Here is a 25,968-nt window from a genome sequence, read left to right as displayed (position 1 = left end):
CGATGAACAAGGTTGGTCTGGTCGGTTGGCGCGGCATGGTCGGCTCCGTGCTGATGCAGCGCATGGTGGAAGAGGGCGACTTTGCCCATATCGAGCCGGTGTACTTCTCCACCTCCAACGCCGGTGGCAAGGCCCCGGCTTTCGGTGGCAAGGAAGCGAGCGAGCCGCTGCAGGACGCGATGAACGTCGACGCGCTCAAGGCCTGCGACATCGTCATCACCTGCCAGGGCGGCGACTACACCAAGGAGGTGTACCCGAAGCTGCGCGCCGCAGGCTGGGACGGCCACTGGATCGACGCCGCCTCCGCGCTGCGCATGGCTGACGACGCGGTGATCATCCTCGATCCGGTCAACATGCACGTCATCAAGGACGCGCTCGCCAAGGGCGGCAAGAACTGGATCGGCGGCAACTGCACCGTGTCGCTGATGCTGATGGGCCTGGGCGGCCTGTTCAAGCACGACCTGGTCGAGTGGATCTCGGCGATGACCTACCAGGCCGCTTCCGGCGCCGGCGCGCAGAACATGCGCGAGCTGATCGCGCAGATGGGCGCCATCCACGCCTCGGTGGCCGACCTGCTGGCCGATCCGGCCTCGGCCATCCTCGACATCGACCGCAAGGTGGCGGACACCATCCGTTCCGATGCCTTCCCGAAGAAGAACTTCCGCAACACCCCGCTGGCGGGCAGCCTGATCCCGTGGATCGACGTGCCGGTCGAGCACGGCCAGTCGAAGGAAGAGTGGAAGGGAGGCGCCGAGTGCAACAAGATCCTCGGCAAGCCGGCCTTCCGTACCCCGGGAAGCATTCCCATTGATGGACTGTGCGTGCGTATCGGTGCCATGCGCTGCCACTCGCAGGCGCTCACCATCAAGCTCAGGAAGGACGTGCCGTTGGATGAGGTGACCGAGATCATCGCCACCGCCAACGACTGGGTGAAGGTGGTGCCGAACGACCGTGAGACCACCGAGCGCGAACTGTCGCCGGCCACGGTCACCGGCACCCTGTCCATCCCGGTCGGCCGCCTGCACAAGATGGCGATGGGGCCGGAATATCTCGGCGCCTTTACCGTGGGCGACCAGCTGCTGTGGGGCGCGGCCGAGCCGCTGCGCCGCATGCTGCGCATCCTGCTCGATCGCTGATTCATGCGTCCGGTGCGGGCGGCTCCTGCGGCCGCCCGCACCGGACCGGCAGCGTAGTGGCGTGCGGACGGGCATGCACGGCTCTTTATCTTTGGCAAGAAACAATTGCTGCGCAAAGTTAAAGAAAATGCTAGATTGCTAGCCCAAGTCCATGATGCTATGTTCTTTATAGCTTGGCACCGGCAAGGGAACGCGCACAAAACGATGAAAACTTTGCTCAAGGCATCCCTGATCGCGACCGCGATTGCATCCATCCCGTCCAGCGCATTCGCGCTCGGAGCCGGGCCGATCAATGTTTTCAGCGGTCTGGGCCAGCCCTTGCGGGCCGAAGTGCCGCTGTCTGCAACGCCCCAGGAGTTGCAGTCACTGTCGGCGCGGATTGCACCCCCCGATGCCTTTCGCCAGGCCAACATCCCGTATTCCTCGGCGCTGAGCCTGCTGCGCGTCTCGGTAGATAATTCCGGCTCCAAGCCGGTGCTGCGCATCAGCAGTGATCGGCCGGTGAACGAGCCTTTCCTTGATCTCCTGCTGGAGTTCAGCTGGGATGCAGGGCGGCTGGTGCGCGAATACACCTTCCTGCTCGATCCGGTCGCCCTTGCGCCGGTGCAGCCCGCTCAACCCGCTTCGGCGCCGACCCAGGCTTCCAGCCGCGTCGCACCTGCTGCGGCGGCGAGTCCGGCGGCCGCATCCGGCAGCTACCGGGTGCAGCGGGGTGACACCCTGCGACGCATCGCCGAGGAAAGCCGGCCGGCGGATGTCACCCTGGATCAGATGCTGATTGCCCTGGCGCGCGAGAACCCCGCTGCCTTCGATGACGGCAACATCAATCGCATGCGCGCAGGCGCGATCCTGAACATGCCCTCGGCCGAGCAGGTCAGGGCGATCGACCGTACCGAAGCCAGGCGCGAAGTGGTTGCCCAGGCCGCCGATTTCGAAGCCTATCGACGCCGTTTGGCGGGCGCTGCGGCAGCGACCCCCGCGGCACCCGACACGGCCGACCAGGCGAGCGAAGGCAGGATTACGCCGCGTGTCGAAGAGACTGCCAGGCCCGATGCGAGCACTGACCGGGTGCAGGTCTCACGTGCGGCGGACGATGCGGCTGCGGAGTCCGGCGACGCGGCAAGGACGGATCGGCTCAGGGCGCTCGAGGAAGACCTGGTCGCCCGCGATCGTGCGCTCGAAGAAGCCAATCAGCGCCTGGTCGAGCTGGAGCGCAGCATCCGCGATCTGCAGAAGCTCATCGAACTGAAGAGCGAACAACTCGCCCAACTGCAGCAACAGGCTGGAACCGGCACCCCGCCGGCCGCCGTGCCTGGGGCAGAGGCGCCTGCGGCCGCAGCGGATACACCGGCGGCCGAGACGCCCACGCCGGCGGCGGAGGCCTCGCAGCCGGCACAGGCGCCGGCACCGGCCGCGGAAGCGCAGGTGTCCCAGGCAGCTCCCACTCCGGCCCCTGCGCCGGAACCCAGTGTCGAGCCGAAGGCCGAGCCCGCACCGAAACCGGCGCCGCCTGCGGCCCGCAAGCCTGCACCGCAGCCTGCGCCGCAACCGCAGCCCAGTTTCCTGGACGAATTGCTCGGTGATCCGATGACCCTGGCGGCCGGTGGCGGCGTGCTTGCCTTGCTGCTCGGCTATGCCGGTTTCAAGCTGCGCCAGCGTCGCAAGCAGAGCGAAGGGGCCGGATTGTCGTCGGCGTTGATGTCGGAGGCGCCGACGGGCCCGAATTCGGTGTTCGGCGTGACCGGTGGGCAGAGCGTCGACACCAGTAGCAGCAGTGTGCTGCAGACCGATTTCAGCCAGTCGGGGCTGTCCTCGATCGACACTGACGAAGGCGTCGATCCGGTGGCAGAGGCCGATGTGTACATGGCCTACGGGCGCGATGCCCAAGCCGAAGAGATCCTTGTCGATGCGCTCAAGGCCGATCCCAGCCGGCTTGCGATCTATCTCAAGCTGCTGGAGCTCTACGCGGCGCGCAAGAGCCTCAAGCAGTTCGAGACCATCGCTGCGGATCTCTACGCACGGACCAGCGGCGAGGGCTCCGAGTGGGCCAAGGCTGCGGCGCTCGGTCGCGAGATCGATCCCGAGAATCCGCTTTACGCGGCGGACCGCGGCGGTGAGGCCGGCGACGTCGAGGAGAGCGTTGGCGACAAGGCTGGCCAGCCCTCGCCGGCTACCGCGGCTGCTGCCGGTGCCGTGGGAGTTGCGGCATTGGCGGGCGGTCTGGTGGCGGGCGAGGAGCCCGAGCAACCCGAGCAAGCTGCGGCCGTCGATGATGCCGGTCAGGACCTGACCCAGTCGCTGGGCGCGCTGGATTTCGATCTTCCGGACATCGAGCCGGCGGAACAGCCCGCTGCGGAAGAGCCGCCCGTCGAGCCGGAAGTGCCCGAGGCCGGTGAGGAGGGTGAGAACCAGCTGAAGGACACCTGGGCGATGCCCGGCGGCCAGCTGGCATTCACCGGAACCGAGACCGGCGGAGAGAGCGAGGCGCTCGAAGTGCCCGTGCCCGAGGTGGACAGCAATGTCCTGGACTTCGATCTCGATTTCGAGGAGCCCGCTGCGGCAGCGCCCGAAGCCGGGAGCGCAGAGCCCGATCTCGAGGAGGGCGCGGCGCAGACCGACGCCTCGAATCTGACGGCCACGGTTGTTGCATCCTCCGCTCAGAGCGAGGGGGAGGCGGCCGACGAGGCCTTCATCGATCTCGATGCGCCTGCATCTGACGCGGCCTTCATCGATCTTGACGCGCCTCAGGAGGCGGGTGCGCCCAACGAGGCCGAGCCTGTCGATCTGGCAGCGACCGTCATTGCCGGCTCGGACACCTACGGCGCGGAGACGCAGATCGAGGGTGTGAACGCGTTTTCGGAACAGGGCGGGGACGTGGTGGATCTGGAGGAGTCCAGTTTCGACACCAATCTGCTCGACTTCGACTTTGAGCTCGACTCCCCGACTGCTGCCTCGGGTGGCGAGCCGCCGGCGCTCGATCTTTCCAGCATCGATCTCGAACTCGAGACACCGCAGGAAGCACAGCCGGATGTCGGCGGTGAGCGTACAGACGTCGCCGCTGAAGAGGCCAGGATGCCTGCAGGCGAAGCGGCGGGCGGGCAGGAGGTCGATACCAAGCTCGAGCTTGCCCGTGCCTACGAGGAAATGGGTGACAAGGAAGGTGCGCGGGAACTCCTCGACGAGGTGCTGCGCGAAGGCAGCGACAGCCAGCAGGCGGCTGCGCGGGAACTGCTCGCTCGCCTCGATTGAGCCCTGCCGGCTCGACCGGCGCATGACCACGGGCGGGGGGAACCCCGCCCGTTTCCGTTTCTCCGCACTGCTTTCGAGGTATGCTCGCCCTCCGCCGAGGCCGGCTGGATCGCCAGCCGCGGATGGTGGGGGCGTGATCAGAACGATGCATGCAGGTTTCTTGATTCTTTGCTGGATGCTGGGGGTGGGGGCCTTGCAGTTCCTTCAGCCCGGCGCGCTGGCGCTTGTCGTCTGCGGGCTGGCGGTCGTGGCGCTGTTTGGCGCCCGGCTGCGCACCCTGCGCCTGCTGCGGCGGGTGCGCATCCTGCTGATCGCCATCATCGTGCTCTTCGCGGGCTTCACGCCCGGCGAGGCAGTGCTCGCGGACTGGCCCGCCCTCAGCCCGAGTCGTGAAGGTCTCCTCCAGGCCCTGGCCCATGCCGGACGTCTGGTGGCGGTCGTGTGTTGTGTCGCCATCTTGCTGGAACGCCTGTCTACCGAGCGCCTGATCGGCGGACTCTACGCACTGAGCCGCCCGCTGGCCGTGTTCGGTCTGCCTGCGGAGCGGGTCGCGGTGCGGATGCTGCTGGTGCTGCGATACGTGGACAGCCCTCGTGCCCACGTGTGGCGCGAGTTGCTCCATGAGCCGGGCGAGGTGGAGAACGAGCGCCTCCAACTGCAACGTGAGCGACTCGGTGTACTCGAGTGGGGGGTGCTCGGAATCGGTTTCGCCTATCTCTTGTGGGCTTACGCATGAAGAGAATCGCACTTGGCGTCGAGTATGCGGGCGATGCGTTTCTCGGCTGGCAGAGCCAGCGGGGTGGGGGTGCGGTCCAGGATGCGCTGGAGGACGCGCTCGGCGCGATCTGCGCGCACCCGGTGCGCCTGCATTGCGCGGGCCGCACCGATGCCGGCGTGCATGCGACCGCCCAGGTCGTGCATTTCGACACCTCGGCCGAACGTCCGCTCGGCGCCTGGGTACGTGGTGTCAATGCCCTGCTGCCGCCTGCGGTCGTGGTGCGCTGGGCGGTCGAGGTGGACGACGGCTTCCATGCCCGCTACCTGGCTTGCGCGCGGCGTTACCGCTACATCCTCCACAATGCGCCGGTGCGCCCGGCACTGCTCGCGCGCCGGGTAGGCTGGTTCCATGCGCCGCTTGACGCGGCGCGCATGGCCGAGGCGGCGGCCTGCCTGGTGGGGCGGCACGATTTCAGCGCCTTCCGCGCGGCGGGCTGCCAGGCGAAGACGCCGGTGCGCAACATGTACGAGGTGAGCGTGGCGCGCAGCGGAGAGTTCATCGTCTTCGACTTTTACGCCGACGGCTTCCTGCACCACATGATCCGCAACCTCGTCGGTGCGCTCTGCTATGTCGGCAAGGGGCGTCATCCGGTCGGCTGGATGGCGGAATTGCTCGCCAGTCGCGACCGCAAGCATGCTGCGCCGACCTTCTCGCCGGACGGGCTCTACCTGTGCGGGGTGGACTATCCGCCGCGCTGGTCGCTGCCCGGCGATGGGCGTATCATCGCGCTGCCCCGAATTCCCCTGCTCTGAATGTCCCGTACCCGTATCAAGATCTGTGGCCTGACCCGGCCGGATGACGTGCGCGCGGCCGTTGACGCCGGCGCGGACGCGATCGGGCTGGTGTTCTATCCGCCCAGTCCGCGCCATGTGGAACTGGCGCAGGCAGCCACGCTGGCCGCATTGATCCCGCCTTTCGTCACCACGGTCGGCCTGTTCGTGAACGCGGACGAAGCCCAGGTGCGGCGCGTGCTGGATGCCGTCCCCTTGCAGTTGCTGCAGTTCCACGGCGACGAGAGCGAGGCCGAATGCGCCCGCTTCGGACGACCCTGGATCAAGGCGGCGCGGATGCGCCCCGGGGTCGATCTGCTAGAATTCGCAGCTTGCCATCCGGGGGCGCGCGGCATTCTCGTCGATGCCTTCGTGGATGGTTATGGTGGTGGCGGCAAGGTCTTCGACTGGTCGCTGATCCCGGACGGCTTCGACCGTCCGCTGGTGCTGTCGGGCGGGTTGACGCCGGACAACGTGAGCGAAGCCGTGCGGCGGGTGCGCCCGTGGGCGGTGGATGTTTCCAGCGGCGTCGAATCGGCCAAGGGTATCAAGGATGCCCGCCTGATCACCGCCTTCATCGCCGGAGTTCGCAATGCAGATGGCTGACACGCCTTACCAGTTTCCCGACGCCAGCGGCCATTTCGGTCCCTACGGCGGCGTGTTCGTTTCGGAAACGCTGATTCCCGCGCTGGAAGAGTTGCGCCAGGCCTACGCTGCCTGCCAGCACGACCCGGCCTTCGTCGCCGAGTACGAGTACGAACTCAAGCACTATGTCGGCCGGCCGAGTCCGATCTACCACGCCAAGCGCTGGTCCGAGCTGCTCGGCGGCGCGCAGATCTACCTCAAGCGCGAGGATCTCAACCATACCGGCGCCCACAAGGTGAACAACTGCATCGGCCAGGCGCTGCTCGCCAGGCGGATGGGCAAGCCGCGGGTGATCGCCGAGACCGGTGCCGGCCAGCACGGCGTGGCGACCGCCACCGTGGCGGCGCGCTACGGCATGGAGTGCGTGGTGTACATGGGCGCCGAGGACGTCAGGCGCCAGGCTGCCAACGTCTACCGAATGAAGCTGCTCGGCGCCACCGTGGTGCCGGTGGAGTCCGGTTCCAAGACCCTCAAGGACGCGCTCAACGAAGCGATGCGCGACTGGGTCACCAATGTGCACAACACCTTCTACATCATCGGCACGGTTGCGGGGCCTCACCCCTATCCGATGATGGTGCGCGATTTCCAGGCGGTGATCGGCAAGGAGTGCATCGAGCAGATGCCCGAGATGACCGGCCGCCAGCCGGACTACGTGATCGCCTGCGTGGGTGGCGGCTCCAACGCCATGGGCATCTTCCACCCCTATCTCGAGCACAAGGCGGTGCGACTGGTGGGTGTGGAGGCGGCGGGCGACGGGCTGGACAGCGGCCGGCATGCGGCCTCGCTCACGGCCGGACGTCCCGGCGTGCTGCACGGCAACCGCACCTATCTGCTGCAGGACGAGGACGGCCAGATCGTCGAGACCCACTCGGTCTCCGCCGGCCTCGACTATCCCGGTGTCGGCCCCGAGCACGCATGGCTGAAGGACTCGGCGCGCGCCGAATACGTCGGCGTGACCGATAGCGAGGCGCTGCAGGCCTTCCACGACCTGTGCCGCTTCGAGGGCATCATTCCGGCGCTGGAATCCTCCCATGCGCTCGCCTATGCAGCCCGGCTGGCCCCGCAGCTGGCGCGCGACAAGATCGTGCTGGTCAATCTGTCCGGGCGCGGCGACAAGGACATGCACACCGTCGCCGAGCGTTCCGGCATCCAATTCTGACTCCTCCCGGGGCGTACGCGAGTGCGCCCCGACGCATGAATACGAACATGTCGAAAATCCAGACAAGCTTCCAGCGTCTTCACGCGGAAGGGCGCAAGGCGCTGATCCCGTTCATCACTGCGGGCGACCCCGATCCCGCCGCCACCGTACCGCTGATGCACGCGCTGGTCGAAGGCGGCGCGGACGTGATCGAACTGGGCGTGCCGTTCTCCGACCCGATGGCCGACGGCCCGACCATCCAGCGCGCCTCCGAGCGCGCGCTGGCCAAGGGCATGACCCTGCGCAAGGTGCTCGACGCGGTGCGCGAGTTCCGCCGCACCAACAGCGACACCCCGGTGGTGCTGATGGGCTACGCCAACCCGATCGAGGCGATGGGCGTGCAGGCCTTCACCGATGCGGCGCAGATGGCCGGCGTCGATGGCGTGCTGGTGGTGGACTACCCGCCGCAGGAGTGCATGGAGTTCGCCCGGACGCTGAAGAGCGCCGGCCTGGATCCGATCTTCCTGCTCGCGCCGACATCGTCCGAGCAGCGCTTCGCCGAGGTGGCGGCCGCCGGCAGCGGCTATATCTACTACGTGTCGCTCAAGGGCGTGACCGGCTCCGCGAACATCGACCTCGACGAGGTGGCCGCACGCATCCCCAAGATCCGTGCGGCAGTGGGTATGCCGGTGGGCGTCGGTTTCGGCATCCGCGATGCGGAGTCCGCACGGCGCATCGGCGAACTGGCCGACGGCGTGGTGATCGGCAGTCGCATCATTGAGGAAATCGAGCGTAGCGTCCCCGACCAGGCTGTTGCCCGGGTGCGCGACTTCATCAAGGGCATACGCGAGGCCCTGGACCAGATCGGAGAAACGGCCCGATGAGCTGGCTGCAGAAACTGCTTCCCCCGAAGATCAAGCGCGCCGAAGTCAGCGCGCGCAACAAGTCCATTCCGGAAGGCCTGTGGAGCAAGTGCACGGCCTGCGAGGCGGTACTCTACCGCTCGGACCTGGAAAGCAACCTCAACGTCTGCCCCAAGTGCGGCCATCACCAGCGCATCCGCGCGCGCGCGCGCCTGGACATGCTGCTGGACGCCGAGGGGCGCTTCGAGATCGGCGCCGAGGTGGTGCCGGTCGATCCGCTCAAGTTCAAGGATTCGCGCCGCTACACCGAGCGCCTGTCGGCGGCCAACAAGGACACCGACGAGGCCGACGCGATGGTCGTCATGCAGGGCGCGATCAACACCGTGCCGGTGGTGGTGGCCTGCTTCGAGTTCGAGTTCCTCGGCGGTTCCATGGGTTCGGTGGTGGGAGAGCGCTTCGTGCGCGGCGCCCGCGCGGCCCTGGAGCAGCGCCTGCCCTTCATCTGCATCACCGCCACCGGCGGCGCGCGCATGCAGGAAGGCCTGTTCTCGCTGATGCAGATGTCCAAGACCACCGCGGCCATCACCCAGCTCGCCCAGCGCAAGCTGCCCTTCCTCACCATTCTCACCGATCCCACCATGGGCGGCGTGTCCGCCAGCTTCGCCTTCATGGGCGACGTGGTGATAGCCGAACCCGGCGCGCTGATCGGCTTTGCCGGCCCGCGGGTGATCGAGCAGACCGTGCGCGAGAAGCTGCCGGAAGGCTTCCAGCGTTCCGAGTTCCTGCTCGAGAAGGGCGCCATCGACCTGATCGTCGACCGCCGCGAGATGCGCACCAAGCTTGCCGAACTGCTGACCCTGCTGACCCGCCAGCCGGCGGTGCAGGCCTGACCGCCAGACGATGAATGCAAGCGCTTTGCCGTCCACCGTCGACGGCTGGCTGGCGCTGATCGAGCAGCGCCACGGGCAGCAGATCGAACTCGGCCTGGAGCGGGTGCGCACGGTGCGCGACGCGCTCGGTGCGGCCAGCGAGGCGCTGGTGATCACGGTCGGTGGCACCAATGGCAAGGGGTCGACCTGCGCCATGCTGGAGGCCATCCTGCTCGCGGCCGGCTACCGGGTGGGCTGCTACACCTCGCCGCATCTCCTGCGCTACCACGAGCGTGTGCGCATCGACGGCCGCGAGATCGACGATGCGGCGCTTGCCGATGCCTTTGCCGCCGTCGAACGGGCGCGCGGCGACACGCCGCTGACCTATTTCGAGCACGGCACGCTGGCCGCCTGGTCCGCCTTCTGTCGAGAGTCGCTGGACGTGGTGATCCTCGAGGTCGGCCTCGGCGGCCGCCTGGATGCGGTCAATATCTTCGATGCCGACTGCGCCATCGTCACCAGCATCGCCATGGACCACATGGACTATCTCGGCGACACGCGCGAGCAGATCGGTTTCGAGAAGGCCGGCATCTTCCGCGGCGGACGTCCCGCCGTGTGTGGTGACCCGCAGCCGCCGGCCAGCCTGCTCGCCCACGCCGAGGCCATCGGCGCGCGGCTGTGGGTGAGCGGCCGCGACTTCGGCTTCGGCGGCGACCGCCAGCAGTGGGGCTACTGGCGCTATGCCGCGCCCCCGGCCCAGGGTGAGCTGGTGCGCCGCGGCGGCCTGGCCTACCCGGCGCTGCGCGGGGCCAACCAGTTGCTCAACGCCTCGGCGGTGATCACCGCGCTGGAACTGCTGCGCGAGCGTCTGCCGGTGTCGATGCAGGCCATCCGCCAGGGCCTGATGCTGGTCGAGGTGCCGGGCCGCTTCCAGGTCCTGCCGGGGCGGCCAGCGGTGGTGCTCGACGTTGCACACAATCCGCAGGCCGCCGGTGTGCTGGCCGAGAACCTGGGCAACATGGGCTTCTACCCGGATACCTGGGCGGTGCTCGGCATGCTGGGCGACAAGGACGTCGATGGCGTGATCGCGCTGATGCGCGAGCGGGTCGATCACTGGCTGCTGGCCTCGCTGCCCGGGCCGCGGGGCCTGAAGGCCGAGGAGCTCGCAGTGCGCTTGCGCGCCGCCGGCGTGGAGGCCGACATACGCTGTTTCGACTCGCCTGCGGACGCGTTTGCCGCAGCGCGGAAAAGCGCAGCCGAGGGTGATAGAATCGTCGCCTTTGGTTCGTTTCTGACCGTGGCCGACGTGCTCGCAGCCATCCACGCGGAACGTCATTGAGATCATCGCGCGATGGACACTGACAACCTCGAGCTCAAGAAGCGCTCGCGGCGACGCCTGGTGGGTGCGGCGGCGCTGGCGCTGCTCGCTGCCATCCTGCTGCCGATGGTGATGGATCAGGAGCCGCGCGCGCCCAGCCAGGACATCCAGATCACCATCCCCAACCGTGACGCCGAACTGTCGCGCCCGATCGCCGGCCGTGCACCGGCCGACCCGGAGCCGGACGTCGCGCCGCCGCCGCAGGAGCAACCGCCCGCGCAGACGCCGGCCGAGGCTCCGGCCCCTTCCGCCGCCGCTGCCCCCGCGCCGCCCGCAGCGCCGGCCCCGGCCGCGCAACCGAGCGCTCCCGCCGCGCCGCCCGCTCAGGCTGCGCCTGCAAAGCCGCCGCGGGACGAGGCCGACCGCGTGCGCGCCATCCTCGAAGGCAAGGTTCCGCCGCCGCCCGCCGCTGGCGACGGCTTCGTCGTCCAGGTTGCGGCCTTCGGCGAGGCCGGCAAGGCGTCCGCACTGGCCAGCGAGCTCAAGGCCAAGGGATTCTCCGCCTACACTGAAAAGGCCGGTTCGGTTACGCGCGTGCGGGTCGGCCCCTTCGCCGCCCGTGCCGAGGCCGACCGTGCCGCCGAACGCCTCAAGGCGCTCGGCCAGAGCCCCGTTGTGGCCGCGCGCTGAACGGTGGGCAATGACGGTTTTCGACTACGTTTTCCTCGGCATCCTCGCCCTGTCTGCCGCCATCGGCGTGTGGCGCGGCCTGGTGAGCGAGGTGATGGCGCTGGTCGCATGGGTGCTTGCGCTGTTCCTGGCCTGGCGCTACGCGCACATGGCCGCACCGCTGTTCTCCAGCTGGATCGTGGAGCCGGCGTGGCGCCACGTGGCCGGCTTCGCGACGCTCTTCGTGGCGGTGCTGCTGGTCGCGGCGCTGTTGCGCTTCCTGTTGCGCGAGTTGCTGCGCGCCATCGGGCTGGGGCCGGCGGACCGCCTGTTCGGCGCCTTTTTCGGACTGGTGCGCGGGCTGGCGATTGCATTGGTGATAGTGTTGCTGGGCGGTCTGGTCGGAATTTCGCGGGAACCCTGGTGGTCCAACGCGTTGTTCGCACCGCCGCTCGAGACGGCGGTGATTGCCGCCAAACCGTGGCTGCCGGATGCGGTGGCCGATAGAGTTCGTTTCAGATAGGCAGGTCTTCCATGTGCGGAATCCTTGGGGTGGTCGCCACCTCTCCGGTGAATCAGTTGCTCTACGACGGTCTGCAGGTGCTCCAGCACCGGGGCCAGGACGCGGCGGGCATCGCCACTTCCGAGGGGGGGCGCTTCCTCATGCACAAGGGCTCCGGCCTGGTGCGCGACGTGTTCCGCACGCGCAACATGCGCAACCTCACCGGCAACTGGGGCATCGGCCATGTGCGCTACCCGACCGCCGGGTCGGCCTACAACGCCGCCGAGGCGCAGCCCTTCTACGTCAATTCGCCCTTCGGCCTGCTGCTGGCGCATAACGGCAACCTGACCAATTCCGAAGAGCTCAAGCGCGAGATGTTCCTCGCCGACCTGCGGCACATCAACACCAATTCCGACTCCGAGGTGCTGCTCAACGTGCTGGCGCACGAGCTGCAGCACGCCACCAATGGCCTCAAGCTCGACGAGGAAGCGGTGTTCCGTGCAGTGGCCGGCGTGCACCGGCGTTGCCGCGGTGCCTATGCCGCGGTGGTGATGATCGCCGGCTACGGCCTGCTGGCCTTCCGCGACCCCTACGGCATCCGTCCGCTGGTGGTCGGCCGCAACGACACGGCCGAGGGCTCCGAGTGGATGGTGGCCTCCGAGTCGGTGGCGGTGGACGTGCTCGGCTTCAAGCTGCTGCGCGACGTGGCGCCGGGCGAGGCCATCCTGGTGGACACCGCGGGCAATTTCAGGAGCCGCCAGTGCGCCGAGCGCACGGTGGAGGCGCCGTGCATGTTCGAGTTCGTCTACCTGGCGCGCCCGGATTCCATCATCGACGGCGTGTCGGTCTATGAGTCGCGCGTCAAGATGGGTGAATTCCTCGCCGACAAGCTCAAGCGCACGCTGCCGCACGCGGCCATCGACGTGGTGATCCCGATTCCGGATTCCAGCCGCCCGTCGGCCATGGAAATGGCGCACAAGCTCGGACTGCCGTACCGCGAGGGCTTCGTCAAGAACCGCTACATCGGCCGTACCTTCATCATGCCGGGGCAGGCCACGCGCAAGAAGTCGGTGCGCCAGAAGCTCAACACCATCCCGCAGGAATTCCGCGGCAAGAACGTGTTGCTGGTGGACGATTCCATCGTGCGCGGCACCACCAGCAAGGAGATCGTGAACATGGCGCGCGAGGCCGGCGCGGCAAAGGTCTACCTGGCATCGGCGGCGCCCCCGGTGCGCTATGCCAACGTGTACGGCATCGACATGCCCACCCGCGGCGAGCTGATCGCCTCCGACCGCGACGAGGCGCAGATCTGTGCCGAGATCGGCGCCGACGGGCTGATCTACCAGGATCTGGACGATCTGAAGGCGGCGGTGCGCGCGGTGAACCCGGCGATCAGCTTCTTCGAGACCTCCTGTTTCGATGGCCAGTACGTCACCGGCGACATCACCGCCGAGTACCTGAACGGCGTCGAGAACCAGCGCGGTGAGGCCAAGCCGGCCAGCGCGCAGCACGACGACCACGACGACGGCCAGCTCGACCTGAACCTCGTCACCAACAGCGACCACTGACCGGCGGGCCGATGGACGAGTTCGACTTCGACACCCAGGCGGTCCGCGCGGGCACGGCGCGCAGCCAGTTCAACGAGCACAGCGAGGCGCTCTACCTGACCTCGAGCTTCGTGTTCGACAGCGCCGCGCAGGCCGCCGCGCGCTTCTCCGGGGAGGAGGCGGGCAACGTCTACGCGCGCTTCAGCAACCCGACGGTAACCGCCATGCAGCAGCGTCTGGCGACGCTGGAGGGGGCCGAGGCCTGCGTTGCAACGGCCTCGGGCATGTCGGCCATCCTGTCGCTGGTGATGGCGACCATGCAGGCCGGCGACCACATCGTCGCCTCGCGCGGGCTGTTCGGCGCCACCCAGCAGCTGTTCGGCAACATCCTGGCCAGGTTCGGCATCGAGACCAGCTTCGTGCCGGCCACCGAGCTGGCGGCCTATCGCGCCGCGGTGCGTCCGCGCACCCGGCTGTTCTTCATCGAGACGCCGTCGAATCCGCTCACCGAGGTCGTCGATATCGCCGCGGTGGCCGAAGTGGCCCATGCGGCCGGTGCGCTGCTGGCGGTGGACAACTGCTTCTGCACCCCGGCCCTGCAGCGTCCGTTGGCGCTCGGCGCCGACGTCGTCGTGCATTCGGCCACCAAGTACCTGGATGGCCAGGGCCGCGTGCTGGGCGGCGCGGTGGCTGGGCGTGCGGACGTGGTGGACGAGGTCTTCAAGTTCCTGCGCACCGCGGGGCCGTGCATCTCGCCGTTCAACGCCTGGATCATCCTCAAGGGGCTGGAGACGCTGCGCATCCGCATGGACGCGCAGTCGTCCGCGGCGCTGGAACTGGCGCGCTGGCTGGAGACGCAGGCCGGCGTGCGGCGGGTCCATTACCCGGGTCTGAGCTCGCATCCTCAGCACGAACTGGCGATGCGCCAGCAGAAGAGCGGTGGTGCGATCCTCAGTTTCGAGGTCGATGGCGGGCGCGAGCGCGCCTGGCGGGTGGTCGATTCGACCCGGGTGATCTCGATCACCGCCAACCTGGGCGACACCAAGACCACCATCACCCATCCGGCTTCAACGACCCACGGGCGCATCAGCGCCGAGGCACGCGAGGCGTCGGGCATCTCCGAAGGCCTGCTGCGCGTGGCGGTGGGGCTGGAGTCGATCGAGGACCTCAAGGCCGATCTGGCGCGCGGCCTCGCCGCGTAGGAGCGGCCTTGGCCGCGATGCGGCCTTCGCAAGACCCTTCCGCGCATCGCGGGCAGGGCCCGTTCCTAGGGAATCAGTTCGTGGGTGCTGAAGCGCTCGCCGTCGAAGGCGAGATAGGGCGCGGTGCCGTGCCAGTCCGCCAGTACCCAGCGCTCGCAGCGGCGGCCATCGACCAGGTGTTCGTGACGCGCCGGCCGGTGGGTGTGGCCATGGATCAACGTGGGGTAGGCGTGTTCGCGCAGCAGGGCCTCCACCGCGGACCGGTTGACGTCCATGATGGCCATTTCCTTTTCCCGCTTGGCCTGCTCGCTGCGGCTGCGCAGGCTGTCGATGAAGGCTTTGCGTTCGGCCAGCGGGCGGGCGAGGAAGGCCGCCTGCCAGGCCGGGTCGCGGACCTGGCGGCGGTAGGCCTGATAGGCCAGGTCGTCGGTGCACAGCGCGTCGCCGTGGCTGAGCAGTACATCCACGGAGCCGAGACGAAGCGGACAGGGATCGGGCAGCAGGGCCATGCCGGCGCGTGCGGCATAGGCCTCGCCGAGCAGGAAATCGCGGTTGCCCGCGATGAAATGGATGGCACTGCCGGACGCTGACAGGCTGTGCAGGGCTTCGGCGATTCGGCGGTTGAGCGGGGCGTCGCCGTCGTCGTCGCCCGCCCAGTATTCGAACAGGTCGCCCAGGATGTACAGCGCCGGCACGCCGCGGGCCGGCCCCGCCAGAAAGGCGAGGAAGGCCGCGGCGGTTTCCGGGTGCTCCTCGGTCAGATGCAGGTCTGAGACGAACAGCGCCTGCATCTGGCCGGTGTGCTGACGAGCGGACGGAATCAGACGACTTCCGCGCGCTCGATCACCACGTCTTCCACCGGCACGTCCTGGTGGAAGCCCTTGGAGCCGGTCTTGACCGCGCGGATCTTGTCCACCACGTCCAGGCCCTCGCTGACGCGGCCGAACACGCAGTAGCCCCAGCCCTGCAGGTCGGGCGAGCGGAAGTTGAGGAAGTCGTTGTCGGCGACGTTGATGAAGAACTGCGCGGTGGCCGAGTGCGGAGCCTGGGTGCGGGCCATGGCGATGGTGCCGCGCTCGTTCTTCAGGCCGTTGTCGGCCTCGTTCTTGATCGGGTCGCGGGTGGGCTTCTGGTTCATGCCCGGCTCGAAGCCGCCGCCCTGGATCATGAAGCCGTCGATCACGCGGTGGAAGATGGTGTTGTCGTAGTGGCCGGCTTCGACGTAGGCGATGAAGTTCTCGACCGTGGCGGGGGCCTTGTCGGCGTCGAGTTCAATGGTGATGCTGCCGTGGCTGGTGTGCAGTTTGACTGCCATGTGCTGCTCCTGGGCTTGTCCTGGATGGAATGGGGGCGGATTTCAGCGGTTCTCGAGCACGCGCGCGCGCTTGACGACTACGTGTTCCGCGGGGACGTTCTGATGGAAGCCGACGTTGCGGACCGGCAGCTTGCCGATCTTGTTCACCACGTCGAGGCCCTCGGTGACCTTGCCGAACACGGCATAACCCCAGCCGTCGAAGGAGGGGTAGTCGAGGTTGGCGTTGTCCACCAGATTGATGAAGAACTGCGCAGAGGCCGAGTGCGGCGCCTGGGTGCGGGCCATGGCGATCGAGCCGGCGACGTTCTTCAGGCCGTTCTTGGCCTCGTTCTCGATCGGCGCGCGGGTCTGCTTCTGCGTCATCTGGGCGTCGAAGCCGCCGCCCTGGATCATGAAGCCGTCGATCACGCGATGGAACACGGTACCGTCGTAATGACCGCTGGACACGTACTCAAGGAAGTTGGCGACCGTCTTGGGCGCCTTCTCCGGGTAGAGCTCCAGGACGATGCGGCCCTGGGTGGTGTCGAGCTCCACCTGCGGGTTGGCGGCTACGGCAACGCTCATCCAGCCGAACAGGGCGAGCAGGGTGAACAGTTTCTTCATCGACGTGGAACTCCTTTGATTGCGTTGCGAAAACGGGGTGCCGGCGCTCAGGCGCCGCCCTCGTAGATGATCTTCCAGCGCCCGTCTTCCTTGGTCCAGTACTGGCGCTTGCGCATGGTGTCGGTGAAGCCGTCGCTGCGGTAGTCCTGCTCGAAGATGACTTCCACCAGCGCGTCCTCTCCCGGCTGGCGCAGCATGCTGAGCTTGCCGACCTCCACCTTCACCCATTCGCGCGCGTTCGCGAAGCGGCGCTTGCGCGAGCTCCATTCGGCGTAGTCGTAGCGGTCGTTGCGGAACTGGGCCGAGTAGTGCGACAGATAGCGCTCCACGTCCAGGCTCTCCCAGTCGCTGCGCCAGGCTTCGATCGCCGCGTTGAGGCTGCTGCGCTCGGCCTGCCAGTCGTCGAGCGACAGCCATTCGATGTCGTTGCTGATGATCACCGGGGTCAGGCCGGGCTGCACGAAGCTGCTCAGGCTGGTGAAGTCCTGGTTGGCCAGTACCACGCAGCCCTCGGAGGCCAGCGGCGGACGGGCATAGGTGTCGCTCGGCGTGCCGTGCAGCCAGATGCCGTAGCCGGTGCGCCCGAGGCGCTTGTCCCAGGGGTTCGGGTAGTTGAGCGGGAAGGCGCCCTTGCCGTAGAGGTCGGGCAGCTTGGCAGGGTCGATGAAGGAGGTGACGTGATAGACGCCGAGCGGGGTCTTGTTGTCGCCCTCAAACTGCTTGCCCGAGCCTGCCTTGCCCTGGCTGATGTAGTAGTCGGCCACGAAGCGCGGTTTGCCGTCTTCGTTGCGGTACACGTAGAGCCGTGCGCGCTGGGTGTCCACCACCACGGCATGCTGCTGCTCGGGGCCCATCTGCAGCAGGTAACGCGGCACATAGTTGGCCGCGCTGGGACGTTCGCGGTAGGCGCGCAGCCGGGCGATGGCCTCGTCGCGCAATTCCTGCACGCGCTCGGGGGAGTTCTCGGCGTTGCCGAAGGTCGACAGCGGGCGGGCGCGGGCGAGCAGCAGATCGCCGCGGATCAGGTGCGCAAGGCGGAAGTTAGGATACGCCTTGAGCAGCATCTCGGTGCGGTCGAGGGCGGCATCCAGCCGGTTGGCCTCGATCTCGCCGAAAATCTGCTGCAATGCGGCTTCCGGGCCGGCGTCGGAAATGCGCCTGTCCTCCGGTGCCGCCAGGGCGACGCCGCCGAGGAGGGCGAACACGAGCGCACCACTGCGGAGCAGGCGCCTGCCGATCTGCATCCGTCTCATCGACCGATCTTCTCCCTAGCGATCTGCCAGCGCTGGCCGCGGCGGACCATCTCGAGGATCTTGACGGTGCTGGCATTGAAGTTGGACGAACGATAGTGCTGCCGGAAGCGCACCTCCGCGCGGTCGCCGTCGATATCCACCTGCGGACCGTCGACCTCCACGCTGATGTCGCCCGGCTTGCCTACGCGCTGGCGGCGTTCGTTCTCCCAGGAAGAGCGGGAGCGCCCGCCGGGCACCTCGAAGTCCTTGTCGTAGGCGGCGAGATAGGCGTTCACATCCTTGGAGGACCAGGCCTCAGCCCAGGCCCGCACGGCGGCCAGCACGTCCTCGCTCGCCGTCGCCGCTTGTGCCGCGGGCGGGGCCGCCGGGGCTGGCGCGGCGGGCCGGGGTTCCGCCACGGCCTGGGCCGGCACCGGTGCCGGCTCGGGTTTCGGGCTCGCCGTTTCGACGGCGGCGGCAGGTGCTTCGCCAGCCGCTGCCGGGGGCGTGGCGGCGATGGGCTCGGGCTCGCGGGAAGGCGTGGTCACCGGCGCGGCGGCAGGAGACGGGGTGGGGCGTGGCGCCGCAGCCGGTGCGGGGGTCGGTGCAGGGGCCGGCGCGGCCGGACGTGCCGCCGGCGGGGTCTGTGCAATGACCAGCGGCGATGCCGCGGCCGGGCCGAGCGTGCGGATCAGGGCCAGCGGCGGCTGGGTGGAGGGCGGGCGCCTTGTCTCGCGCCCCGCGTCGAGCTGCAGCGCCCGCTCATAGGCCTCGTTGGCGAGCCTGGCGTAGAGATCGCCCAGATTCGCGTGTGCCGTCGCATAGCTGGGATGCGTGCGGATCGCCTGTTCGAGGGCGCTGCGAGCCTTGTCGTAGTCGCGCTGGTGAGCGTAGAGCACGGCGAGGTTGTTGTAGGGTTCCGGCAGGCTCGGGAAGTCCTCGGTGAGCTTGCGGAACGTGGAAATGGCTTCGGCGGTGCGGCCGAGCTCGGCGAGTGCGACGCCGCGCAGGAAACGGGCTTCGGCATTGGCCGGGCTGCCCGCGATCAGCTTGTCGGCGGCGGCAAGGGCGTGTTCGGGCTGCCCGTTCTGCAACAGGTTGCGCGCTTCGCGGTTCCTGTCGTCCGCATGAGCGGGGGCGAAGCCGATGGCCAGCGCTATGGCCAGTGCGCCGAGGGCGGCAGAGGGACGGATTCTCATGTACTATAATGCGTTGATTTTCGGGCGGATGTCCCTGCAACTCAGCAGGCGATTCTACCAACAACGCTCGATATCCCACAATCGAGCCACGACGGCCCCGGCGCGCCGTCGGGCAAAGGCGGGTCCGCTTCGGACCCGTTTTTTTGCGGCCCGTTTCCGCTTGCGCGGCATGGCCGGCATTGGCCGGGCCGGATTTTTCGGATGATGTCATGCTCACGATTCACAACTCCCAGACCCGCAGGAAGGAAAGCTTCACCCCGATCGAACCAGGCAAGGTCCGCATGTATGTCTGCGGAATGACCGTGTATGACTACTGCCATCTGGGGCATGCACGGGTGATGGTGGTCTTCGACATGGTGGCGCGCTGGCTGCGGGCGAGCGGCTATCAGGTCACCTATGTGCGCAACATCACCGACATCGACGACAAGATCATCCGCCGGGCCGGCGAGAACGGCGAATCCATCCGGACGCTGACCGACCGCTTCATCGCCGCAATGCACGAGGACGCCGACGCGCTCGGCGTGCTGCGCCCCGACCACGAACCGCGTGCCACCGAATACGTGGCGCAGATGCAGCAGATCATCGACAAGCTGGAGAAGAACGGCCTGGCCTATGTCGCGGCCAACCGCGACGTGTGCTATTCGGTGCGCAAGTTCCGCGGCTACGGCAAGCTCTCGGGCAAGTCGCTGGACGAGCTGCGCGCCGGCGAGCGGGTGGATGTGGATGCGGGCAAGCAGGACCCGCTCGACTTCGTGCTGTGGAAGCACGCGCGCGAGGACGAGCCGGCCGAGGTCAAGTGGGAATCGCCCTGGGGCTGCGGCCGCCCGGGCTGGCACATCGAGTGCTCCGCGATGAGCTCGCAACTGCTGGGCGATCATTTCGACATCCACGGTGGCGGTCAGGACCTGCAGTTTCCGCACCACGAGAACGAGATTGCCCAATCGGAGGGCGCGCACGGTCACGCCTTCGTGAACTACTGGATGCACAATGGTTTCGTGCGGGTGGACGACGAGAAGATGTCCAAGTCGCTGGGCAACTTCTTCACCATCCGCGACGTTCTCAAGCAGTACGACGCGGAGGTGGTGCGCTTCTTCATCCTGCGTGCCCACTACCGCAGCCCGCTGAACTACTCGGACGCGCATCTCGAGGATGCGCGCCATGCGCTGACCCGCCTGTATACCGCGCTGAAGAACGTCGCGCCGGCCGCCGGTGTGGCCGGTGTGGACTGGACGGAGGCGCACGCGCAGCGTTTCCGGGCGGCCATGGACGACGACTTCAATACCGCCGAGGCGGTGGCCGTGCTGTTCGAACTGGCCAATGAAGTCAATCGCAGCGCCTCGGCCGAACTGGCCGCGCAGCTGAAGGCGCTGGCCGGGGTTCTCGGCCTGCTGGAGCGTGATCCGGTGGTGTTCCTGCAGGGCGGCGCGGCGGGGGCCGAGGAGGCCTCGGCAGAGATCGAGGCGCTGATCGATGCGCGCGCGGCGGCCAAGAAGGCCAGGGACTATGCGGAGGCCGACCGCATCCGCGCCGATCTGCTCGCGCGCGGCATCGTGCTGGAAGACTCCGCCCAGGGTACGACCTGGCGCCGCGCCTGAATTGCGGCGCGCTGCGGCGGAAGGCCCGCCGCAGCAGCCTGCGCTGAATCAGCGGGTGAAGTTGCCGCGGCTGATGATGCTGAGGTCGACGTAGTCCAGGGCCACGTGGCGTCGCGACGAGTACTGCAGGCGCAGCCCGCCGGCGTCCCAGTTGCCCATGCCCTGCAGGGCCTCGACCAGCTTCTCGCGATTGAGGTCGCGCCCTGCGCGGCGCAAGGCCTCGGTGAAGGTCTTGGCGGCGAGGTAGCCTTCCAGCGCAGTGTAGGAGTAGGGCTGGCCGGCCTGTTCGGCGAGGCGGCGATAGTCGCGCACCACCGCGTGGTCGAGCCGGAAGGGCGAGGGCACGACCTGGGCGATTACCAGACCGTGGGCGTCCCTCCCGAGTTCGCGGATCAGCTGCCGGCTGCTGATCACCGACAGGCCGTAGAGCATGGGGCGGGCGTCGGTGGCCAGCAGGGCGCGCATGAAGGCGGCCGAGCTGTTGCCGGCCGTCACCATGATCAGCGCTGCCGGATTGGCGGCCACCACGCGCCGGGCGGATTCCGCCGCGTCGGCACCGCTCGAGGCGATTGGCGCGATCACGGCGGGGCGCAGGTTGTGCCGGGCGAGCGTCTTCTCCGCTGCGTCCAGGCCGGCCTGGCCGAACGGATCGGCGTGATGAACGACGCCGATCGACTGCACGCCGACCGAGACCAGGTGGTTCACCATGGCCTCGATCTCCTGCCCGTAGGACGCGCGAAGGTGGAAGACATAGGGGTTGAGCGGCTCGCGCAGTACGTCCGCGCCGGTGTAGGGGGCGAAGAACGGCACCCGGGCGCGGGTGGCGATCGGAATCGTTTGCACGCTGGGGCCGGTGCCGAAGCAGGCGAACAGGGCGAAGACGCCTTCGTCCTCGATCAGCTTGCGCACGTTCTCGGCAGCCTTCTCGGGCTTGTATTCATCGTCGATGGTGAGCAGCGCGATCCGCCGTCCCTGGACGCCTCCGCGGCTGTTGAGGTCGTCGAAGTAGAGCGTTGCGCCCGAGAGATACTCCCGGTTCAGTTCTGCCAGCGGACCGCTCAGGGCGCCGGAGTGGCCCAGCAGGACGGTGTCGGAGGTGACGCCCTGTTGGGCTTGGGCCGGTGCGTGTGAGGCGGCGAAGGGCAGCAGGGCGGCAAGGGCGAGGGTGCGCAGGAAGGTCATGCGTGCTCCGTATCTCATGTTCGGCGAGGGGCGGAGTTGCACCCCCGGGGCGACGTGCGCGTCCGGCAGGAGCGAATGTTCCGGCGCCTGGCCGGGCGTGCGGCGTGGTTCGCCGTCTGTCTGTCTCCACCTTCGCGGCGAGTATAACCAAGAACGGAGCTTGCCGGGCGCCGCCGGCGATGCCATGAGAATGGGCCGGCGACCTCCTTGCGGAAGCGGCCGGCCCATGTGGGGTCCCGGGGCGGTCCCGGGGATGCGTCAGGCGCTGAAGAAATCCCGGACCTTGTCCATCCAGGACTTGGCCTTGGGGTTGTGCCGGTCGACGTTGGTCTTCGACACTTCCTCGAACTCGCGCAGCAGGTCGCGCTGACGCTCGGTGAGGTCGACCGGCGTTTCCACCAGCACGTGGCACATCAGGTCGCCGTGGGCATGCGAGCGCACGTTCTTGATGCCCTTGCCGCGCAGGCGGAAGACCTTGCCGGTCTGGGTCTCGGCCGGAATCTTCAGCCGGGCCATGCCGTCCAGCGTGGGGATCTCGATTTCGCCGCCGAGCGCCGCGGTGGTGAAGCTGATCGGCATCTCGCAGTGCAGGTCGTCGTGATCGCGCTCGAACACCGGGTGCTTGCGGATGTGGATCTCCACGTAGAGGTCGCCCGGGGGGCCGCCGTTGACGCCCGGTTCGCCATGGCCGGCGTGGCGCAGGCGCATGCCTTCGTCGATGCCGGCGGGGATCTTCACCTCCAGGGTCTTCTGGCGCTTCACCCGGCCGGCGCCGTGGCAGGCGGTGCACGGGTCGGGAATGATGCGCCCGCTGCCGTGGCACTTCGGGCAAGTCTGCTGGATGGAGAAGAAGCCCTGCTGGATGCGCACCTGCCCGGCGCCGCCACAGGTGGGGCAGGCCTTGGGCTGGGTGCCGGGCTTGGCGCCGCTGCCTTGACAGGTCTCGCACTCTTCCACGGTGGGAATGCGGATGGTCTTGTCGGCGCCGCGCGCGGCCTCTTCCAGCGAGATCTCCAGGTTGTAGCGCAGGTCGGCGCCACGATAGACGTTGGACCTTGCGCCGCCACGACCGCCGCCGAAAATCTCGCCGAAGATGTCGGAGAAGGCGTCGGAGAAACCGTCGAAGCCCTGAGCGCCGCCCGGGCCTCCGCCCATGGAGGGGTCGACGCCGGCATGGCCGTAGCGGTCGTAGGCGGCCTTCTTCTGCGCGTCGGAAAGGATCTCGTAGGCCTCCTTGGCCTCCTTGAACTTGTCCTCGGCTTCCTTGTTGTCCGGATTGCGGTCCGGGTGATACTTCATGGCCAGCTTGCGGTAGGCCTTCTTGATCTCGTCGTCGCTGGCGTCGCGATTGACGCCGAGGACGTCGTAGTAGTCGCGTTTCGACATGGTTCCTCGCTCAGGCACTGATTCATGCAAAGGCCGAACCCGCACCGGAGGCGCGCTCCGGCAAGGGTTCGGCCGTTGGGTTGCCGCCCGGCGGGCGCCTACTTGTTGTCCTTCACCTCGGTGAACTCCGCGTCGACCACGTCGGCATCGGCCGCCTTGCCGCCACCGGCCGCCTGGGCGCCTTCGGCGCCCGGCTGCACGCCGGCTTCAGCCTGTGCCTGGGCGTACATCTTCTCGCCCAGCTTCTGGCTGGCCTGCGCCAGCGCTTCGCTCTTGGCGTCGATGGTGGCCTTGTCGTTGCTCTTGAGCGCTTCCTCGGCCTCCTTGATGGCGGACTCGATCACCGACTTCTCGCCTTCGTCGAGCTTGTCGCCGTGCTCGGCCACCGCCTTCTTCACCGAGTGGATCAGCGCGTCGCACTGGTTGCGGGCGTCGACCAGCTCGTGCGCCTTCTTGTCTTCTTCGGCGTGCGCGGCGGCGTCCTGCACCATGCGTTCGACTTCCTCGTCCGACAGGCCGGAGTTGGCCTGGATCTTGATCTTGTTCTCCTTGCCGGTGGCCTTGTCCTTGGCGGACACGTGCAGGATGCCGTTGGCGTCGATGTCGAAGGTGACCTCGATCTGCGGCATGCCGCGCGGCGCCGGCGGGATGTCGGAGAGGTTGAACTGGCCCAGGCTCTTGTTGCCGGAGGCCATCTCGCGCTCGCCCTGCAGCACGTGGATGGTCACCGCGGACTGGTTGTCGTCGGCGGTGGAGAACACCTGGCTGGCCTTGGTCGGGATGGTGGTGTTCTTCTGGATCAGCTTGGTCATCACGCCGCCCAGGGTCTCGATGCCCAGGCTCAGCGGGGTGACGTCGAGCAGCAGCACGTCCTTCACTTCGCCCTGCAGCACGCCGCCCTGGATGGAGGCGCCGACCGCCACCGCTTCGTCCGGGTTCACGTCGCGGCGCGCTTCCTTGCCGAAGAACTCCTTCACCTTCTCGATGACCTTGGGCATGCGGGTCTGGCCGCCGACCAGGATCACGTCGTCGATGTCGGAGACCTTGACGCCGGCGTCCTTGAGTGCGATGCGGCAGGGCTCGATGGTGCGCTCGACCAGGTCCTCGACCAGGGATTCGAACTTGGCGCGGGTGATCTTGATCGCCAGGTGCTTCGGCCCGGAGGCGTCGGCGGTGATGTAGGGCAGGTTCACCTCGGTCTGGCTGGACGAGGACAGCTCGATCTTGGCCTTCTCGGCGGCTTCCTTCAGGCGCTGCAGGGCCAGCACGTCGTTCTTCAGGTCGACGCCCTGTTCCTTCTTGAACTCGGTGACGATGTAATCGATGATGCGCTGGTCGAAGTCCTCGCCGCCCAGGAAGGTGTCGCCGTTGGTGGCCAGCACTTCGAACTGGTGCTCGCCGTCGATGTCGGCGATCTCGATGATGGAGATGTCGAAGGTGCCGCCGCCCAGGTCATACACCGCCACCTTGGAGTCGCCCGGCTTCTTGTCCATGCCGAAGGCCAGCGCCGCCGCGGTGGGCTCGTTGATGATGCGCTTGACTTCCAGGCCGGCGATGCGGCCGGCGTCCTTGGTGGCCTGGCGCTGGCTGTCATTGAAGTAGGCCGGCACGGTGATGACGGCTTCGGTCACTTCCTCGCCCAGGTAGTCCTCGGCGGTCTTCTTCATCTTGCGCAGCACTTCGGCGGAGACCTGCGGCGGGGCGATCTTCTTGCCGCGCACTTCCACCCAGGCGTCGCCGTTGTCGGCCTTGCAGATGGTGTAGGGCATCAGGTCGATGTCCTTCTGCACTTCCTTCTCTTCGAAGCGGCGGCCGATCAGGCGCTTGACCGCGAACAGGGTGTTCTTGGCGTTGGTCACCGCCTGGCGTTTGGCCGGCGCGCCGGTAAGGATCTCGCCGTCCTCGGCGTAGGCCACCACCGACGGGGTGGTGCGCGCGCCTTCCGAGTTCTCGATGACCTTCGGCTTGCCGCCTTCCATCACGGAGACGCAGCTGTTGGTGGTGCCGAGGTCGATGCCGATGATCTTGCCCATGTCTGATTTCCTTTCAGTTCCCGAATGTTCGATGGCCGCTGTGCCGGCCGGCTTGTTCCGAATATGGGGCGGCTGCGCCGGCTTTCAAGCCTGCAACCGCCTGGCGATTACTGGTCCTTGGCCTTGGAGACCATCACCAGCGCGGGACGGACCACGCGCTCGTGCAACAGGTAGCCCTTCTGCAACACGTTGATCACGGTGTTCGGCTCGGCGTCCGACTCCAGGGTGCCGATGGCCTGGTGCTTGTTGGGGTCGAACTTCTGGCCCAGCGGATTCTCCTCGGCCAGGCTGGCGCCCTCGAAGGCCGAGACGAGCTGCTTGAGCGTGAGCTCGACGCCTTCGCGCAGTTTCTCCAGCGTCTGGTTATCGGTGGCCAGCGCGGCCTCCAGGCTGTCCTTCACCGGCAGCATGGCGGAGGCGAACTTCTCGGCGGCAAACTTGGAGGCCTTGGCGATGTCTTCCTGTGCACGCCTGCGCACGTTCTCGGTCTCGGCCTTGGCGCGCAGCCAGGCGTCGTGATGCTCGGAGGCCTTCAGCTCGGCCTGGCGCAGGCTTTCCTCCAGGCTGGGCGTGGTGTCGACATGGCTCTCGGGCGCTTCCGCGCGGGTGTCGACGCCGTGGGCGCCGGTCTCGCCGGTATGGTTCTCGATGGCCTCGGTGCCGTGCGGCGCCTTGTTCTGCTCCTGCATTGTTGCGGACTCCGGTTGCTGGCAATAGGCGGCTAGCTTGGGGCGCGT

23 protein-coding genes are annotated in these 25,968 nt (G+C 67.7%); 14 read left to right on the top strand and 9 right to left on the bottom strand.

Translation table 11 applies throughout. The features are described from left to right. Window positions 1-2 precede the first annotated feature (2 nt). The 13 genes from asd (at window position 3) to IAI53_RS09520 (ending at window position 14,686) form a co-directional block, all read left to right on the top strand. Complete coding sequence (asd, locus tag IAI53_RS09580; protein ID WP_187717865.1) at window positions 3-1,136, top strand: aspartate-semialdehyde dehydrogenase; 1,134 nt, start codon at window positions 3-5, stop codon at window positions 1,134-1,136. A 204-nt stretch (window positions 1,137-1,340) separates the two neighbouring features. Then, window positions 1,341-4,385, top strand: a complete 3,045-nt coding sequence (locus IAI53_RS09575) for a motility hub landmark protein FimV (RefSeq protein WP_187717864.1) — start codon at window positions 1,341-1,343, stop codon at window positions 4,383-4,385. A 160-nt stretch (window positions 4,386-4,545) separates the two neighbouring features. After that, the gene (locus IAI53_RS09570) at window positions 4,546-5,121 is read left to right on the top strand and encodes an energy-coupling factor transporter transmembrane protein EcfT (protein ID WP_225433204.1); all 576 of its coding nucleotides are present in this window, start codon (window positions 4,546-4,548) and stop codon (window positions 5,119-5,121) included. Continuing rightward, entirely contained in the window at window positions 5,118-5,915 is a 798-nt protein-coding gene (gene truA / locus IAI53_RS09565) for a tRNA pseudouridine(38-40) synthase TruA (protein ID WP_187717863.1), read from the top strand. The genes IAI53_RS09570 and truA overlap by 4 nt, the downstream gene beginning before the upstream one ends. Continuing rightward, the gene (locus tag IAI53_RS09560; RefSeq protein WP_187717862.1) at window positions 5,916-6,539 is read left to right on the top strand and encodes a phosphoribosylanthranilate isomerase; all 624 of its coding nucleotides are present in this window, start codon (window positions 5,916-5,918) and stop codon (window positions 6,537-6,539) included. Continuing rightward, entirely contained in the window at window positions 6,526-7,737 is a 1,212-nt protein-coding gene (gene trpB / locus IAI53_RS09555; protein ID WP_187717861.1) for a tryptophan synthase subunit beta, read from the top strand. The genes IAI53_RS09560 and trpB overlap by 14 nt, the downstream gene beginning before the upstream one ends. A gap of 47 nt (window positions 7,738-7,784) precedes the next feature. Next, on the top strand, window positions 7,785-8,600 hold the full coding sequence (gene trpA / locus IAI53_RS09550; protein WP_187717860.1) for a tryptophan synthase subunit alpha: 816 nt from the start codon (window positions 7,785-7,787) through the stop codon (window positions 8,598-8,600). Beyond that, complete coding sequence (gene accD / locus IAI53_RS09545) at window positions 8,597-9,469, top strand: acetyl-CoA carboxylase, carboxyltransferase subunit beta (RefSeq protein ID WP_187717859.1); 873 nt, start codon at window positions 8,597-8,599, stop codon at window positions 9,467-9,469. Before trpA ends, accD begins: the two co-directional genes overlap by 4 nt. Before the next feature lie 10 nt (window positions 9,470-9,479). Continuing rightward, the gene (gene folC / locus IAI53_RS09540; protein WP_187717858.1) at window positions 9,480-10,787 is read left to right on the top strand and encodes a bifunctional tetrahydrofolate synthase/dihydrofolate synthase; all 1,308 of its coding nucleotides are present in this window, start codon (window positions 9,480-9,482) and stop codon (window positions 10,785-10,787) included. A 12-nt stretch (window positions 10,788-10,799) separates the two neighbouring features. Further along, window positions 10,800-11,456 carry an SPOR domain-containing protein gene (locus IAI53_RS09535; protein WP_187717857.1) on the top strand — a complete coding sequence of 219 codons (657 nt, stop codon included), beginning with the start codon at window positions 10,800-10,802 and terminating at the stop codon, window positions 11,454-11,456. Between the two features lie 10 nt (window positions 11,457-11,466). Next, entirely contained in the window at window positions 11,467-11,958 is a 492-nt protein-coding gene (locus IAI53_RS09530; RefSeq protein WP_187717856.1) for a CvpA family protein, read from the top strand. Between the two features lie 11 nt (window positions 11,959-11,969). Then, on the top strand, window positions 11,970-13,505 hold the full coding sequence (gene purF, locus IAI53_RS09525) for an amidophosphoribosyltransferase (protein ID WP_187717855.1): 1,536 nt from the start codon (window positions 11,970-11,972) through the stop codon (window positions 13,503-13,505). A gap of 11 nt (window positions 13,506-13,516) precedes the next feature. After that, complete coding sequence (locus IAI53_RS09520; protein WP_187717854.1) at window positions 13,517-14,686, top strand: O-succinylhomoserine sulfhydrylase; 1,170 nt, start codon at window positions 13,517-13,519, stop codon at window positions 14,684-14,686. 65 nt (window positions 14,687-14,751) lie between these two features. Here the strand turns inward: IAI53_RS09520 and IAI53_RS09515 are convergent, their stop codons facing one another. The 5 genes from IAI53_RS09515 to IAI53_RS09495 are packed head-to-tail and all read right to left on the bottom strand — an operon-like array spanning window position 14,752 to window position 19,035. Then, window positions 14,752-15,477, bottom strand: a complete 726-nt coding sequence (locus IAI53_RS09515) for a UDP-2,3-diacylglucosamine diphosphatase (protein ID WP_187717853.1) — start codon at window positions 15,475-15,477, stop codon at window positions 14,752-14,754. A gap of 29 nt (window positions 15,478-15,506) precedes the next feature. After that, window positions 15,507-16,001, bottom strand: a complete 495-nt coding sequence (locus IAI53_RS09510; protein ID WP_187717852.1) for a peptidylprolyl isomerase — start codon at window positions 15,999-16,001, stop codon at window positions 15,507-15,509. Between the two features lie 42 nt (window positions 16,002-16,043). Continuing rightward, the gene (locus tag IAI53_RS09505) at window positions 16,044-16,604 is read right to left on the bottom strand and encodes a peptidylprolyl isomerase (protein WP_187717851.1); all 561 of its coding nucleotides are present in this window, start codon (window positions 16,602-16,604) and stop codon (window positions 16,044-16,046) included. A gap of 47 nt (window positions 16,605-16,651) precedes the next feature. Beyond that, on the bottom strand, window positions 16,652-17,857 hold the full coding sequence (locus tag IAI53_RS09500) for a L,D-transpeptidase family protein (protein WP_187717850.1): 1,206 nt from the start codon (window positions 17,855-17,857) through the stop codon (window positions 16,652-16,654). Continuing rightward, on the bottom strand, window positions 17,854-19,035 hold the full coding sequence (locus IAI53_RS09495; RefSeq protein ID WP_187717849.1) for a nuclear transport factor 2 family protein: 1,182 nt from the start codon (window positions 19,033-19,035) through the stop codon (window positions 17,854-17,856). The genes IAI53_RS09500 and IAI53_RS09495 overlap by 4 nt, the downstream gene beginning before the upstream one ends. Window positions 19,036-19,244: 209 nt before the next feature. Between IAI53_RS09495 and cysS the strand changes: the two genes are divergently transcribed. Further along, window positions 19,245-20,630 (top strand): cysteine--tRNA ligase, encoded by a 1,386-nt coding sequence (cysS, locus tag IAI53_RS09490; protein ID WP_187717848.1) that lies wholly within the window; start codon window positions 19,245-19,247, stop codon window positions 20,628-20,630. A 48-nt stretch (window positions 20,631-20,678) separates the two neighbouring features. On the opposite strand, the gene IAI53_RS09485 is transcribed toward cysS, so the two are convergent. The 4 genes from IAI53_RS09485 to grpE all read right to left on the bottom strand — a co-directional run bounded on the left by IAI53_RS09485 (window position 20,679) and on the right by grpE (window position 25,920). Next, window positions 20,679-21,812 carry an ABC transporter substrate-binding protein gene (locus IAI53_RS09485; RefSeq protein WP_187717847.1) on the bottom strand — a complete coding sequence of 378 codons (1,134 nt, stop codon included), beginning with the start codon at window positions 21,810-21,812 and terminating at the stop codon, window positions 20,679-20,681. A gap of 258 nt (window positions 21,813-22,070) precedes the next feature. Beyond that, window positions 22,071-23,198 (bottom strand): molecular chaperone DnaJ, encoded by a 1,128-nt coding sequence (dnaJ, locus tag IAI53_RS09480; protein ID WP_187717846.1) that lies wholly within the window; start codon window positions 23,196-23,198, stop codon window positions 22,071-22,073. Between the two features lie 98 nt (window positions 23,199-23,296). Further along, complete coding sequence (gene dnaK / locus IAI53_RS09475; RefSeq protein WP_187717845.1) at window positions 23,297-25,231, bottom strand: molecular chaperone DnaK; 1,935 nt, start codon at window positions 25,229-25,231, stop codon at window positions 23,297-23,299. A 107-nt stretch (window positions 25,232-25,338) separates the two neighbouring features. Next, window positions 25,339-25,920, bottom strand: a complete 582-nt coding sequence (grpE, locus tag IAI53_RS09470; RefSeq protein WP_187717844.1) for a nucleotide exchange factor GrpE — start codon at window positions 25,918-25,920, stop codon at window positions 25,339-25,341. Between the last annotated feature and the right edge of the window lie 48 nt (window positions 25,921-25,968).

The organism is Thauera sedimentorum, from assembly GCF_014489115.1.
Lineage (GTDB): Bacteria > Pseudomonadota > Gammaproteobacteria > Burkholderiales > Rhodocyclaceae > Pseudothauera > Pseudothauera sedimentorum.
The sequence above is the reverse complement of the archived record's forward strand: the minus strand, read 5'-3'. Positions and strand labels throughout refer to the sequence as shown.

What these genes read in the sequence shown, in the direction of transcription:
- trpA (WP_187717860.1), top strand. Translation starts at nt 7,785, where the DNA reads ATGTCGAAAATCCAGACAAGCTTCCAGCGTCTTCACGCGGAAGGGCGC.
- IAI53_RS09530 (WP_187717856.1), top strand. Translation starts at nt 11,467, where the DNA reads ATGACGGTTTTCGACTACGTTTTCCTCGGCATCCTCGCCCTGTCTGCC.
- cysS (WP_187717848.1), top strand. Translation starts at nt 19,245, where the DNA reads ATGCTCACGATTCACAACTCCCAGACCCGCAGGAAGGAAAGCTTCACC.
- dnaJ (WP_187717846.1), bottom strand. Translation starts at nt 23,198, where the DNA reads ATGTCGAAACGCGACTACTACGACGTCCTCGGCGTCAATCGCGACGCC.
- truA (WP_187717863.1), top strand. Translation starts at nt 5,118, where the DNA reads ATGAAGAGAATCGCACTTGGCGTCGAGTATGCGGGCGATGCGTTTCTC.
- purF (WP_187717855.1), top strand. Translation starts at nt 11,970, where the DNA reads ATGTGCGGAATCCTTGGGGTGGTCGCCACCTCTCCGGTGAATCAGTTG.
- asd (WP_187717865.1), top strand. Translation starts at nt 3, where the DNA reads ATGAACAAGGTTGGTCTGGTCGGTTGGCGCGGCATGGTCGGCTCCGTG.
- IAI53_RS09575 (WP_187717864.1), top strand. Translation starts at nt 1,341, where the DNA reads ATGAAAACTTTGCTCAAGGCATCCCTGATCGCGACCGCGATTGCATCC.
- folC (WP_187717858.1), top strand. Translation starts at nt 9,480, where the DNA reads ATGAATGCAAGCGCTTTGCCGTCCACCGTCGACGGCTGGCTGGCGCTG.
- IAI53_RS09560 (WP_187717862.1), top strand. Translation starts at nt 5,916, where the DNA reads ATGTCCCGTACCCGTATCAAGATCTGTGGCCTGACCCGGCCGGATGAC.
- IAI53_RS09485 (WP_187717847.1), bottom strand. Translation starts at nt 21,812, where the DNA reads ATGACCTTCCTGCGCACCCTCGCCCTTGCCGCCCTGCTGCCCTTCGCC.
- accD (WP_187717859.1), top strand. Translation starts at nt 8,597, where the DNA reads ATGAGCTGGCTGCAGAAACTGCTTCCCCCGAAGATCAAGCGCGCCGAA.
- IAI53_RS09500 (WP_187717850.1), bottom strand. Translation starts at nt 17,857, where the DNA reads ATGAGACGGATGCAGATCGGCAGGCGCCTGCTCCGCAGTGGTGCGCTC.
- IAI53_RS09515 (WP_187717853.1), bottom strand. Translation starts at nt 15,477, where the DNA reads ATGCAGGCGCTGTTCGTCTCAGACCTGCATCTGACCGAGGAGCACCCG.
- IAI53_RS09535 (WP_187717857.1), top strand. Translation starts at nt 10,800, where the DNA reads ATGGACACTGACAACCTCGAGCTCAAGAAGCGCTCGCGGCGACGCCTG.
- IAI53_RS09505 (WP_187717851.1), bottom strand. Translation starts at nt 16,604, where the DNA reads ATGAAGAAACTGTTCACCCTGCTCGCCCTGTTCGGCTGGATGAGCGTT.
- dnaK (WP_187717845.1), bottom strand. Translation starts at nt 25,231, where the DNA reads ATGGGCAAGATCATCGGCATCGACCTCGGCACCACCAACAGCTGCGTC.
- IAI53_RS09495 (WP_187717849.1), bottom strand. Translation starts at nt 19,035, where the DNA reads ATGAGAATCCGTCCCTCTGCCGCCCTCGGCGCACTGGCCATAGCGCTG.
- grpE (WP_187717844.1), bottom strand. Translation starts at nt 25,920, where the DNA reads ATGCAGGAGCAGAACAAGGCGCCGCACGGCACCGAGGCCATCGAGAAC.
- IAI53_RS09510 (WP_187717852.1), bottom strand. Translation starts at nt 16,001, where the DNA reads ATGGCAGTCAAACTGCACACCAGCCACGGCAGCATCACCATTGAACTC.
- IAI53_RS09520 (WP_187717854.1), top strand. Translation starts at nt 13,517, where the DNA reads ATGGACGAGTTCGACTTCGACACCCAGGCGGTCCGCGCGGGCACGGCG.
- trpB (WP_187717861.1), top strand. Translation starts at nt 6,526, where the DNA reads ATGCAGATGGCTGACACGCCTTACCAGTTTCCCGACGCCAGCGGCCAT.